Genomic DNA, 13,222 nt, shown 5'->3' with positions numbered 1-13,222 from the left:
TAAAAGCTTATAAATCAGCGTAGTAGAGTCCACTCAACCACTGCGTCTTGCTCGACAATCCAAAAACAATTGAGAGGCTAGGACTTTTGACCCAGCCTCACTTTCATTAAATTCGAAATAAATAGTATTAGAAAGAATCATAGAGATGAAAGCAAAACGAATCGTCTTTAAAGTAGGGACCTCGTCTTTAACCAATCCAGACGGGAGCCTCTCCAGACAGAAGATCAAGGTCATTACCCAGCAGTTGGCTCTCTTACACGAATCGGGTCATGAATTGATTTTGGTCTCATCTGGGGCGGTTGCTGCGGGGTTTGGTTCCCTTGGTTTTAAGAAACGGCCGATCAAGGTGGCAGACAAGCAAGCCTCTGCGGCAGTCGGTCAAGGTTTACTGATGGAAGAATATACCTCTAATCTTCTTTTACGCAACATTGTTTCTGCACAAATTTTATTAACCCAGGATGACTTTGCGGATCAACGTCGCTATAAGAATGCCCACCAGGCCCTTTCTGTTCTGCTCAACTGTGGGGCGATTCCGATTATTAATGAAAATGATACGGTCTCGATCGCTGAGCTAAAAGTAGGAGACAATGATACCTTGAGTGCGCAGGTTGCGGCCATGGTCCAAGCGGATCTATTAGTTCTTTTGACGGATGTAGATGGCCTCTATACAGCCAATCCTTCTCAGGATCCAACAGCCAAGCGTTTGGAGCGGATCGAGCATATTTCACGAGAAATGATCGAGATGGCTGGAGGTGCGGGTAGTAGCAATGGAACTGGCGGAATGCTGACTAAACTCAAGGCAGCCACCCTGGCGACAGAGTCAGGAGTTCCCGTCTATATTTGCTCGTCTCTCAAGCCTGATGCCTTGATCGAAGCAGCTCAAGAGCAAGCAGATGGCAGTTACTTCCTAGCCGAGGACAAGGGGTTAAAAACCCAGAAGCAATGGCTAGCCTTTTATGCAGAAAGTAAAGGGGCTGTTTGGGTGGATGCTGGAGCAGCTGAGGCCTTGTTGGATCACGGAAAGAGCTTATTAATTTCTGGTGTGACCAAGGTAGAAGGGGATTTCTCTTATCAAGACATCGTCAGCGTCTATCATCAAGAGTCAGGCCAATTGCTAGGGAAAGGGAAAGTTCGTCTCGGCCAGTCGGCTGTGCGCGATATGCTCCAATCTAAAAAAGCCAAGGGAATCCTTATCCATCGTGATGATTGGATCTCGGTAACCCCTGAGATTGACTTACTCTTTACAGAATTTTAGAGGAAAACGTATGAGTACAACACAAGAACAATTAACCTTAGCGAGATCGGCTAAGAAAAGCATCAATACGGCCAGTACAGCTCTTAAAAATCATGCCTTAGAAGCTATGGCCGGCCAACTTCTGAAAGCGACGAAAGCCATTTTAGCAGCCAATCAAATCGATATGGAAGCAGCACGCGGGAAGATCTCTGAAGTCATGCTCGATCGCCTATTTCTTGATCAAGAGCGGATTGAAGGGATGGCACAAGGTATCCGTGCTTTAATCGATCTGCCAGATCCGATTGGGGAAGTGCTGGATACTGAAGTTTTGGAAAATGGCCTTGAAATCCAGAAAGTTCGAGTAGCTATGGGTGTCATTGGGATCATTTATGAAAGCCGTCCAAATGTGACGTCGGATGCTGCAGCGCTTGCCATCAAGAGTGGAAATGCAGTGGTTCTTCGTACGGGGAAGGATGCCTTTCATTCTGCTCAAGCGATCGTGAGCGCTCTTAAGGCTGGGTTGGAAGAAGCTGGACTCAATCCAGACCTTCTCCAATTAATCCAAGATACGAGTCGAGCTTCCAGCCTTGCTATGATGAAGGCCAAGGGCTACCTGGACTTGCTTATTCCACGAGGTGGTGCTGGCTTGATCCAAGCAGTGGTTGAAAATGCCATTGTCCCTGTGATCGAGACAGGAACAGGGATTGTCCATGTCTATGTGGACAAGGAAGCTGATTTCCAGAAAGCCCTGGCGATTATCGAAAATGCCAAGACCAGTCGCCCCTCTGTCTGCAATGCTATGGAGGTCTTGTTGGTCGATCAAGCGATCGCGTCTGATTTCTTGCCCTTGGTCAAAGAGTGCTTAGTGGATGATCGGGAAAGATCGGTTGAGTTGCGTCTAGATGAGGACGCACAGGCTATCATTTCGGGGACAGCAGCGCAGGAGCAGGATTTTGATACCGAATTTTTAGATTATATTTTAGCAGTCAAGGTCGTTGATGGAGTCGAGGAAGCGGTGGACCACATAGAAGCCCACAGCACCCATCATTCGGATGCCATTGTGACTGAAAATTCGGAGACAGCCGCTTACTTCACCAAGCTAGTGGATTCAGCAGCCGTTTATGTCAATGCGTCTACACGCTTTACAGACGGGGGGCAATTTGGCCTAGGTTGTGAAATGGGGATCTCGACCCAAAAACTCCATGCGCGTGGACCGATGGGACTGCGGGAGATGACTAGTTACAAGTATATCGTCAGTGGAAATGGTCAAGTGAGGTAAGTTATGAAAGTAGCATTTATCGGTCTTGGAAATATGGGAGCTAGTCTGGCCAAAGCGGTCGCAAAAGAAGTGGCTGGCACAGACCTGCTCTTGGTCAACCGTTCCCCACAAAAGGTGGAAGAGTTTATCAGCCAGTATGGGGGAACAGCGTCTGATCTTGAACAAGTCTTTAAAGAGGCGGAGGTCATCCTTTTAGGGGTCAAACCCTACCAAATCTGCCCTTTACTTGAAGAGTACCAGGACATTTTGGGCCAACGTTCCAATCTCATCTTGGTTTCTATGGCAGCAGGTCTGGAACTGGAGCAAATGGCAAGTGTAGTTAAAAATGAGCGGATAGGGCTCATCCGCATCATGCCTAATACGCCCGTAGCCATTGGTCAGGGTGTCATCAGTTTAGCCCGGTCCCAAGTAGTAACAGACCAGCAGATAGCCCAAGTCATTAAGCTCTTAGCAGGAGCTGGAGCTCTCTATGAAATCGAAGAAAAATTGATGGATCCTGCAACGGCTGTGGTAGGCTGTGGTCCAGCCTTTGTCTATCAGATGATCGAAGCCATGGCGGATGCAGGAGTAGCCTTGGGACTTTCACGAGAGCAAGCTTTGCAGATGGCGGCCCAGACTTTCAAAGGGGCCGCCAGTATGGTCTTAGAGACGGGGCAACATCCTGGAAGCTTGAAGGATGCAGTTTGTAGCCCAGGTGGCTCAACCATCGCAGGAGTCAATCGCTTAGAACAAGTCGGCCTACGGGGCGACATCATTGCAGGAGTGGAAGCAGCCTACAAACGAACTCAAGAAATGGGACAAGAGGCAGGACAAAATTAGATAAATTATTGGTCAAAACCAAGTTTGGAGAACGTTGACGAACTGTTCTTTTCTACAAATCTAACAAATTCAGATTTATCCAATCCTCTATTGAAACTTTTCGCCGTGAGAAAAGTGCCTGAAACTTAATGGTTTCAGGCACTCGGGAGTTTTGAAACCTTAGGTTCAAAACTAAGTCATGGAACTTCTATGAAGTTCGCTGACGTCCGTTCTCACCTAAGGAAAGTTTCTAAGAGGACTTTATTTTCAATGTAAAAGATTGGTTTTGGCCAATCTTTTTTTACGTTAGAGCGACTCTATCTCTACGAAACCATTTTCAGTCAGACGATAGATTTTTTGGCAGACTTCTTTGAGGAAGGTCCGGTCGTGGGAGACTGTAACCAGTCCGCCTGGGTAGTCTGCGAATAGGCGACGAATTTCTGGTTGGGAAGTGGGGGAAAAATTACGACTAGGCTCGTCCAAGAGCAGAAACTGGGGACTTGTAAGCACTAATTGAAGGAGGAAGAGTTTTCCTTGCTGGCCACCAGAAAGTTCAGAGATAGGATGATGCATTTCAGAATAAGTAAAGTTGAGGGAGGCTAAATGCAATTGAATGGTGTTGATTTCTTCGCGATCGCCTGAATGCTGTAGAAATTGAACCGGTGTCTGAGTCAAAGGAAGGCGTTCAGTATAATCTTGAGGCATATAGGCAGTGCGGATACTTTCATTCTTCCGTAAGATCTCCCAGATCATTTTTAGGAAAGTGGATTTTCCTACACCGTTAGAACCGATAATCCCTATCTTATCCTGCCCTTGAAGAGTGAGGGAGAGGTTCTTGACTAGGACACGATCCTCAATTGCGAGCTCTTCATGATCTAAGAGAAGGACGCGTTTTTGAGGAGACAAGGGAGTGAGGGAAGGGAAATGCAGATTGATGATTTCCTCATCATAGGGTTGGGAAGTCATGGATTGGAATTCTCGCTCGTAGCGCTTTTCTTGTGAGAGGAGGGACTTCATTTTCTTTGCCAGGAGACGTCCAGCAGTGCTATCTTTGGTATTTCGTAAGGAAGTTTGGACTTGCTGACGGACACGACGGTGCTTCTCCATGGTTTTCTGGTAGGCTCGTTGATCGTTGGCCGCTTGTTGAGATTGTTGCTTAAATTGTTGTTCTCTCTGGCTACTATAGTCTTGATAGCCTAGGTGCTCCACGATCGTTTCAGCCTCCTTGCGGTGTTTGATCTGTCTGAGGTGGATGATGGTATCCGCCGTTTGAGTCAAAAAATCCTCATGATGGGAAATAAAGATAATGGTTTGGGGACTCGTTTGGATCATCTGCTGGAGCCAATCCAAGGTCTCTAAATCCAGATCATTTGAAGGTTCATCTAAAAATAGCAATTCATGAGAACAAGAAAGTTCGTGAAGCAGTTGGACTTTTAGGGCTTCTCCTCCAGATAGACTTCCGATAGCTTGATCGCTTGCAAAGCGCTCGCTATTAAAATGCAATTGATCTGCCAGTCTGTAGAGGGTGGCATAGTCTAGCTCGTTCTCTCCAAAAAAATATTCTTCCAAGGTTTTTCCCTTCAAAGCTTCCGGTAAAGTTTGGGGAATATAGGCATAGGAGTGAAAGGAAGTGGTGATTTCTCCTTCTATAGTCAGATAATCTGGTAGAGATTTTGGGGACATGAGGACCTGAAGTAAGGAAGATTTTCCATTCCCTTCTTCGCCAATAATAGCAACTTTTTCTCCTTCATGAATGGTCAGGGAAAGATCTCGAACCAGATCTCGTAAATCTTTTGTATGTCGGATAGTGAGGTGGGATAGTTTTAGCATAAGATTCCTTTCTACTGGGACAAAAAACAGCTCTACCTATTTAGTAGAGCTGTATTCATGTGGAACCCAAGCAGAAAAAACCTTATTTAGCCAACAAATGGTTGGAGAATAGGCAAGAGGGTACACAAAAAGAGATCGAACAAGCAGTCCACTAAATAAAGTATTTTATTTAACGAAGCTTAGTTGTTCATATCTCCTTACCTCCGAATATGATTAGCTCTATTCTATTCCTTTTATTCCTTCTTGTCAAGGAAATCCTTGCTTTTCCCTTTTCTTTTCGGACTCGGGGGGATTTTATGGTATAATTAAGGGTATGCATACACAACCAACGTCCACTTATGTCCACATCCCATTTTGTACCCAGATTTGTTTTTATTGTGATTTTTCAAAGGTCTTTATCAAAAACCAGCCGGTTGATGCCTATCTGGAGCATTTGATCCAAGAATTTCGTCGGGAAGAAATCACAAACCTACGGACTCTCTATATTGGGGGTGGGACACCGACAGCCTTATCTGCAGATCAGCTAGCGTATCTTCTCAAGGAATTGACCAAGTCGCTTGATCTGTCTCAGATGGAAGAGCTGACGATCGAGGCCAATCCTGGTGATTTGAATCCAGATAAGATCGCTGTCTTAAAGGATTCACCGGTTAATCGGGTTTCATTGGGCGTGCAGACTTTTGATAATCGCTTGCTCAAGAAGATTGGTCGAAGCCACCAAGAGCAGGACATTTATGACAATATCGACCGTCTGAAACTGGCTGGTTTTGACAATATTTCGATCGACCTCATCTACGCGCTTCCGACACAAACCATGGAGCAGGTCAAGGAAAATGTTGCTAAGGCTCTTGCCCTAGATATTCCCCACATGAGTCTTTATAGCTTGATTCTGGAGAATCACACAGTCTTTATGAATCGCATGAGACGGGGCAAACTTCCTCTACCTAAAGAGGAGTTGGAAGCAGAGATGTTTGAATACATTATTCAGGAGTTGGAGCGAGCGGGCTTTGAGCATTACGAAATTTCCAATTTCTCCAAGCCTGGTTTTGAAAGTCGGCACAATCTCATGTATTGGGACAATGCCGAGTATTATGGTCTGGGAGCTGGTGCATCCGGCTATGTTAACGGTGTTCGCTACAAGAATCATGGGCCTATCCGTCACTATATGCAGGCTGTCGAAGAGGGAAATGCGCGTGTCCAAGAAGAACATCTAACTCAGACAGAAATGATGGAAGAAGAGATGTTTCTAGGACTCCGTAAGAAAACAGGCGTTTCCAAGAAGCGTTTTGAAGAAAAGTTTGGTGTGAATTTTGACCAACAGTATGGACCAGTGGTTGAGGAATTGACCCAGCAGGGCCTTTTGGTCCCTGACAAGGACATTGTTCGCATGACCAAGAAAGGTCTCTTTTTAGGAGACACTGTAGCAGAGAAGTTTATTTTGGAGTAGAAGATGGCAAAAACATTTGAATACAGCATGAAAATTCCGTTTGATATGAGCGATGTCAATGGGTTTATTAAGATTCCCCAATTGATCTTGCTGTCTTTACAGGTATCGGGCATGCAATCGATTGAGCTGGGTATGAGTGATATGTACATTTTAGAGAACTACAACTTGGTCTGGATTATCACGGATTACAATATGAAGATCGATCGTCTCCCTGTTTTTGATGAGAAGATCACCATCGAAACCTATGCAATGAGCCACAATCGCCTTTTCTGCTACCGGGCTTTTAACATCAAGGATGAGGCAGGAAATACTATCATTGAGATGGTCGCGACCTTTGTCTTGATGGATCGGGATACGCGAAAGGTCCATCCTGTCATGCCGGAGATCACAGAAGCTTTTGACTCCGAATTTTCAAAAACCATGCTCCGTGGACCTCGTTTCAAAGAATTGGAAGGCGGAGTAGAGCAAGAATATCTGGTTCGGTTTTACGACTTGGATATGAATGGGCATGTCAACAATAGCAAGTACTTGGACTGGGTCTTTGAGGTCATGGGAGCAGACTTCTTAACCCACCATGTCCCTAAAAAAGTCCATCTGAAATATGTCAAAGAAGTGCTGGCAGGAGGTGCCATCACCTCACAATATGAACAAGAGGGCTTAACGACACTGCACCAAATTACCTCAGACGGGCATATCAATGCTCAAGCAGAGATCGAGTGGGAAGAAGTGAAAGAAAAGGGTTGGACTTATGGAAACTAGAAGATTAAAAAATAAAAAACAGGAGCTTGAAAGCTACCAAAAACGGGTTGTGGCCTATGCTAAGCGTCAAAAGAACCCTTTCTACATGTTGGGAGATTGGCTCTTGACTCTTTGTGCTTTGGGCATCATCCTGGTGGAGGAGATATACAAATTTTTCCGCTATCGTTTGAATTTAGAGAGTTTTAGTCGCTTTTTAAGAGAAGATGTGCGCTGGTATCGCGTTTGGATCCATTTCACCTTGGCCTTTCTCTTGCCTGTTGTGATCTTTTCAGTCGGTATTACCAGTCAATCAGGCTCCTTCTGGTCTAATTTCTATCATCGTTTGTCTCAAGGCGTGCTCTTTAGCACAACAGTCAGCCTCGCTGCGACCTTGGTAACGGATTTTGTAGAAAATTTGCAACCGGAAACCAAGTCAGACGGCCGAAACCGGAGTAGCAAACGCACCGTTTATCAAATCAGTGTGGATCAGGCGACCGTCATTGGTCTCTTGGTGACTATTGTCATTCTCATGGTAGCATCCTTCTTGTTCACTCAATCGGGAAGTCAAGGGATCAATTTTACTGGTCTGATCCTACAGTTTGTCCTTTATGCTGGTGCTCTACTTCTGTATGGTTCTGGTGGACGAGTGGACGCTGAAAAATTGAAAGAAGAAGCAGAGACAGAAAGGAAGGAATAAATGCACTACAAAGGCTATTTGATTGATTTGGATGGCACTATTTACAAAGGAAAATCACGAATTCCTGCAGGAGAAGCTTTTGTCCATGAACTGCAGGCGCGTGAGATTCCTTATCTCTTTGTGACCAACAATACAACCCGCACACCAGAGACTGTTCGGGAGATGTTAGCAACTCACTTCAATATTGAAACCCCAGTTTCGACCATCTATACAGCTACCCTTGCGACCATTGATTATATGAAGGATCAAAATCTGGGCAAGAAGGCTTATGTGATCGGAGAAGCAGGCCTCAAAGTCGCCATCGAAGAAGCAGGTTTCATCTTAGATGAAGAAGCACCTGATTATGTCGTGATTGGACTTGATTGGCAAGTGGATTATGAGAAATTTGCGAAAGCGACCTTGGCCATTCAAAAAGGAGCACACTTTATCGGGACCAATCCGGACTTGAACATTCCAACAGAGCGCGGCTTGTTGCCGGGAGCAGGATCTCTGATTGCCCTTGTCGAGGCAGCGACACGGGTCGAGCCTGTGATCATTGGAAAGCCAAAGGCCATCATTATGGATAAGGCCATTGAACACTTGGGCCTTGCAAGAGAAGAAGTGGTCATGGTTGGGGACAACTACCTAACGGATATCCGTGCGGGTATTGACAATGGCATTCCGACCCTTCTGGTGACGACTGGGTTTACCAAAGCAGAAGAAGTGCCGACCTTACCCATTGCACCGACACATGTCGTTTCTAGCTTAGCGGAGTGGGATTTTGATGCTTAGAAGTTTGAAATCCATGAACCTAGTTTTCTTTATCTTGTCCGCTGCCATCCTTCTCACCATTGGACTAGCATGGGTCCTTTATCCCATGGAGATCCATTGGTTGGGAATCCAAAGTCGGACCGGTTTTTCGGCTTCTGTCATCATGAAGAATGTTAATGTCTTGATGAACTATTTGACCAATCCTTTGCAATGGGTGTTGAAGATGCCCCAATTTCCTTCTTCAAAAAATGGACTGCACCACTTTGAGGCCGTTAAGTACCTATTTCACTTAGTGACAGTCGTTTTCCTGGTCACCCTACCTGGCTTTATCCAGTTTCTACGAACAGTTGTCAAAAAAGGCTACCTGAATGTCTATCGCAATCTCTTCTTTTGGATGATGGTCTTTCCGATCCTATTTGCGGCTCTGGCTGTTATCATTGGCTTTGATCAATTTTTTACGCTCTTTCATCAGGTCCTATTTGCTGGGGATACTACCTGGCTCTTTGACCCGCGCGTGGATTCCATTATCCTCGCCCTACCCGAAGACTACTTTATGCATGCCTTTTTGATTTTCTTTGTTCTATATGAAGGGATTTGTGTGAGTTTTTATTTATTATCTAGGAGAACCAAATGAACCAATACAATCGATTATTAGACCCTAAAAAAGATCTAGGAAAGTATTCCGGAACACTAGCCATTTATCTCTTTATTATGACCATGGTAGGTTTGATTTGGGGAGCTCTCTATAGAATGGTCCTATTTGGCTCGCTTCGGAAAGATCCGAGTAAGGCGTTAGAGAAAATGGATGTCTGGGCCGGAGTTCCCTACTTTATTGCTATTGCAATTGGTCTCTTTCTTTTTAATGCTTACCGCAAAAAGGCCCTTTTTAAATTTGACCTCAAACGGAAAGGACGCAAGATGACCCTTCCTATCTTCTTTATCTTCCTAGCCTTTCTAGGCTTTTCTCAAGTCTTTGCCTCTATTATGACGCAAGTAATCGAGCGCATGTTTGAAACGATTGGTCTGCATTCTTCGTCTACAGATATAGGCAATTCTATTGAGCGTTCATGGACTATGCTTTTGTACGCAGGATTTTTAGGCCCAGTTACAGAAGAGTTTTTCTTCCGTGGAGCCGGTTTGCGAGGCTTGGAGCGCTACGGCAAAGTCTTTGCGATTGCCATGACAGCCATCTTATTTGGACTCTTCCATGCTAATTTTGACCAGCTCTTCTTTGCAAGCATCATCGGGCTAGGATTTGGCTACATTGCCTTTGAATACAGCATCTGGTGGGCGATTTTCTATCACATTTTCAATAACTTTGTGATTTCGCAAGGTCTCTTTTATGTCGCCCATCATGTAGATGACGGATTGGCAAATTGGTTACAAATTGGAGTCTTGGCTATCGGATCCATTGTCATACTTGTGGTTCTTGCAACCAAATGGACAGATATTAAGGCTTACATTCAGGTCAATAAACCCCAACCAGGAGTCTTCCAGCGTTCGCTCGCTTCCTTCTGGTTCTGGTTCTTCGTCTTATTTACGATCTTTATGTCCATCCTTCCATATGTGGTTCCAATCTTCCGGCTAGCCTATCTCAAGGGCTAAGGTCCTAAGTATGTATGAATAGTGCAGAGAGGCTAATACCTCTCTTTTTTGCTATAATAGAGAGTATGAACAACTTGATTAAATCCAAGCTCGAGCTCTTGCCGACGAGTCCGGGCTGTTACATTCACAAAGATAAGAACGGTACCATCATCTATGTGGGGAAGGCCAAGAATCTTCGCAATCGGGTGCGGTCCTATTTTAGAGGGAGCCACGATACCAAGACGGAAGCGCTGGTATCTGAGATTGTGGATTTTGAGTTTATCGTCACCGAGTCTAATATTGAGGCCTTGCTTCTTGAGATCAACCTCATCAAGGAGAACAAGCCCAAGTACAATATCATGCTCAAGGACGATAAGTCTTATCCCTTCATCAAGATTACCAATGAGCGCTATCCGCGTCTCATCATCACGCGCCAGGTCAAAAAGGATGGCGGGCTCTATTTTGGCCCTTATCCAGACGTAGGGGCAGCCAATGAGATCAAGCGACTTTTGGATCGGATTTTTCCTTTCCGCAAGTGTACCAATCCGCCTTCTAAGGTCTGCTTTTACTATCATCTAGGACAGTGTATGGCTCACACAGTCTGCCACAAGGACGAGACCTATTTCAAGGGCATGGCCCAGGAGGTTTCTGATTTCCTCAAGGGACAGGATGACAAGATTATCGATGAGCTCAAGCTCAAGATGACTACCGCTGCGCAAAACATGGAATTCGAGCGGGCGGCCGAGTACCGGGATCTGATCCAGGCTATCGGGACCCTGCGGACCAAACAGCGGGTCATGGCCAAGGATTTGCAGAACCGGGATGTCTTTGGCTACTACGTGGACAAGGGCTGGATGTGTGTGCAGGTCTTCTTTGTCCGTCAGGGCAAGCTGATCGAGCGGGATGTCAATCTCTTCCCTTACTACAATGATCCAGACGAGGATTTCTTGACCTATGTAGGTCAGTTTTACCAGGAGAAATCTCACCTGATCCCCAATGAAATCCTGATCCCACAAGATATCGATGAGGAAGCGGTCAAAGCCCTTGTGGATACCAAGGTCCTTAAGCCCCAGCGTGGGGAGAAGAAGCAGTTGGTCAATCTGGCCATCAAGAATGCGCGGGTCAGTCTGGAGCAGAAGTTCAATCTCCTTGAAAAATCCATGGAAAAGACCCAAGGGGCTATTGAAAATCTTGGAAAACTCCTGCAAATTCCAATGCCTGTGCGGATTGAGTCCTTTGATAACTCCAACATCATGGGGACCAGTCCGGTTTCAGCCATGGTCGTCTTTGTCAATGGAAAGCCAAGTAAAAAGGACTATCGCAAGTACAAGATCAAGACTGTCGTCGGGCCAGATGACTATGCCAGCATGCGGGAAGTCATTCGCAGACGCTACAGCCGGGTCATGCGGGATGGCCTGACGCCACCAGATCTGATTGTCATCGATGGGGGACAGGGGCAGGTTAATATTGCCAAGCAAGTCATCCAAGAAGAGTTGGGACTGGACATTCCTATTGCAGGTCTGCAAAAGAATGACAAGCACCAAACCCATGAATTGCTCTTTGGTGATCCTCTCCAAGTCATTGAACTTTCTCGCACCTCGCAGGAATTTTTCCTCCTCCAGCGGATCCAGGATGAAGTCCACCGTTTTGCCATCACCTTTCACCGCCAGCTACGATCCAAGAATTCCTTCTCCTCCCAGTTGGACGGCATCGAAGGCTTGGGACCAAAACGCAAGCAGCTGCTGATGAAACACTTCAAGTCACTGACCAAGATCAAAGAAGCTACTGTGGATGAGATTGTTACTGTCGGCATCCCACGAGCAGTGGCGGAGGCAGTGCAGATCAAGCTCCATCAAGGAAAGCAAGCAGAAGCAAGTTCCTTGATGGAAGTGGCGGAGGATTCTGAACCATACCAATCATAAGGAGTTTATAATGAATCATCGAATTGCTATTTTATCTGATATTCACGGAGATACAAGAGCCCTGGAGGCAGTGATTGCGGATGCGCGTGCTCTAGGCGCGACGGAATACTGGCTTTTAGGGGACATTTTGTTACCAGGACCAGGAAGAGAGGACCTTTTTGACTTGCTGGATGCGATTCCGATTACAGCAGCTGTTCGTGGAAATTGGGACGATTGTGTCCTAGAGGCTTTGGATGGTGAGTACGGGCTCGAGGATCCGCAGGAGATCCAAATGCTTCGTCTCACTCAGTATGTCATGGAGGGACTGGATCCTAAGCGGATTGATTGGCTTCGTTCGCTTCCTCTAATGGAGAAGAAGGAGGTCAACGGCATTCGCTTTTCACTGACCCACAACTTACCAGAAAAGAATTATGGTAGAGACTTGCATCCAGCTAATGCGACGGAGAACTTTGATCAATTGCTGGATGACCAGACAGATATGGCCATCTACGGTCATGTCCACAAGCAGTTGCTTCGCTATGGCAGTCAGGGCCAGCAGATTCTCAATCCAGGGACTATTGGCATGCCTTATTTTGACTGGGAACCAATTCAAAACCACAGAGCTCAGTATGCACTGATCGATGTCGAAGAAGATGGGGTGACCAACCTGCAATTTCGGAAGGTGGCTTACGACTATGAAGCAGAATTACAAGATGCCAAGGACAAGGGCCTTCCTTTTATTGAGATGTACGAAGAATTGAGACGCGAGGATAACTATCGAGGTCATAATAGTGAGTTGCTAGCTTCCTTGATTGAGAAATTCGGTTATGCCAAAGAAGTAGCTGCCTATTTCAATCTTTCCAATGAATCATAGGTGGGTCTCTTGTGTATTCAACCAATCAAAAAAGCGGATGTATAAATGTCCGCTTTTTTATATCGCTATTCTATTCAATAATAATTGCAAAAT

Annotated in this window: 12 protein-coding genes; 11 read left to right on the top strand and 1 reads right to left on the bottom strand. The window is 45.6% G+C overall.

All coding sequences use genetic code 11. The features are described 5' to 3' along the window. The first annotated feature begins 145 nt into the window (after positions 1–145). The 3 genes from proB to proC are packed head-to-tail and all read left to right on the top strand — an operon-like array spanning position 146 to position 3,332. Positions 146–1,255, top strand: coding sequence for a glutamate 5-kinase (gene proB, locus BTU61_RS07815; RefSeq protein ID WP_200773063.1), 1,110 nt, complete (start codon positions 146–148; stop codon positions 1,253–1,255). Between the two features lie 10 nt (positions 1,256–1,265). Continuing rightward, positions 1,266–2,513, top strand: a complete 1,248-nt coding sequence (locus BTU61_RS07810) for a glutamate-5-semialdehyde dehydrogenase (RefSeq protein ID WP_200773062.1) — start codon at positions 1,266–1,268, stop codon at positions 2,511–2,513. Between the two features lie 3 nt (positions 2,514–2,516). Then, positions 2,517–3,332: a pyrroline-5-carboxylate reductase gene (gene proC / locus BTU61_RS07805; protein WP_200773061.1), complete on the top strand. Its 816-nt coding sequence runs from the start codon at positions 2,517–2,519 to the stop codon at positions 3,330–3,332. A 285-nt stretch (positions 3,333–3,617) separates the two neighbouring features. On the opposite strand, the gene BTU61_RS07800 is transcribed toward proC, so the two are convergent. Beyond that, the gene (locus BTU61_RS07800; protein WP_200773060.1) at positions 3,618–5,141 is read right to left on the bottom strand and encodes an ATP-binding cassette domain-containing protein; all 1,524 of its coding nucleotides are present in this window, start codon (positions 5,139–5,141) and stop codon (positions 3,618–3,620) included. 313 nt (positions 5,142–5,454) lie between these two features. On the opposite strand from BTU61_RS07800, the gene hemW reads away from it, so the two are divergent. The 8 genes from hemW to BTU61_RS07760 all read left to right on the top strand — a co-directional run bounded on the left by hemW (position 5,455) and on the right by BTU61_RS07760 (position 13,129). Next, positions 5,455–6,585, top strand: coding sequence for a radical SAM family heme chaperone HemW (gene hemW / locus BTU61_RS07795; RefSeq protein ID WP_200773059.1), 1,131 nt, complete (start codon positions 5,455–5,457; stop codon positions 6,583–6,585). Positions 6,586–6,588: 3 nt separating this feature from the next. Beyond that, on the top strand, positions 6,589–7,344 hold the full coding sequence (locus BTU61_RS07790; RefSeq protein WP_200773058.1) for an acyl-ACP thioesterase domain-containing protein: 756 nt from the start codon (positions 6,589–6,591) through the stop codon (positions 7,342–7,344). Further along, positions 7,334–8,020 (top strand): hypothetical protein, encoded by a 687-nt coding sequence (locus BTU61_RS07785; protein ID WP_200773057.1) that lies wholly within the window; start codon positions 7,334–7,336, stop codon positions 8,018–8,020. Before BTU61_RS07790 ends, BTU61_RS07785 begins: the two co-directional genes overlap by 11 nt. Beyond that, positions 8,021–8,791, top strand: a complete 771-nt coding sequence (locus BTU61_RS07780) for a TIGR01457 family HAD-type hydrolase (RefSeq protein ID WP_200773056.1) — start codon at positions 8,021–8,023, stop codon at positions 8,789–8,791. Further along, on the top strand, positions 8,784–9,404 hold the full coding sequence (locus BTU61_RS07775; protein WP_200773055.1) for a TIGR01906 family membrane protein: 621 nt from the start codon (positions 8,784–8,786) through the stop codon (positions 9,402–9,404). The genes BTU61_RS07780 and BTU61_RS07775 overlap by 8 nt, the downstream gene beginning before the upstream one ends. Further along, positions 9,401–10,375: a CPBP family intramembrane glutamic endopeptidase gene (locus tag BTU61_RS07770; protein WP_200773054.1), complete on the top strand. Its 975-nt coding sequence runs from the start codon at positions 9,401–9,403 to the stop codon at positions 10,373–10,375. The genes BTU61_RS07775 and BTU61_RS07770 overlap by 4 nt, the downstream gene beginning before the upstream one ends. Positions 10,376–10,440: 65 nt before the next feature. Then, positions 10,441–12,276 carry an excinuclease ABC subunit UvrC gene (gene uvrC, locus BTU61_RS07765; protein ID WP_200773053.1) on the top strand — a complete coding sequence of 612 codons (1,836 nt, stop codon included), beginning with the start codon at positions 10,441–10,443 and terminating at the stop codon, positions 12,274–12,276. 10 nt (positions 12,277–12,286) lie between these two features. Next, positions 12,287–13,129 (top strand): metallophosphoesterase family protein, encoded by an 843-nt coding sequence (locus tag BTU61_RS07760; protein WP_200773052.1) that lies wholly within the window; start codon positions 12,287–12,289, stop codon positions 13,127–13,129. Positions 13,130–13,222: the final 93 nt, after the last annotated feature.

The organism is Streptococcus lactarius, from assembly GCF_016642265.1.
In the GTDB taxonomy this organism is placed as follows: Bacteria; Bacillota; Bacilli; order Lactobacillales; family Streptococcaceae; genus Streptococcus; species Streptococcus lactarius.
This window is presented reverse-complemented; position numbering and strand designations above follow the sequence as displayed.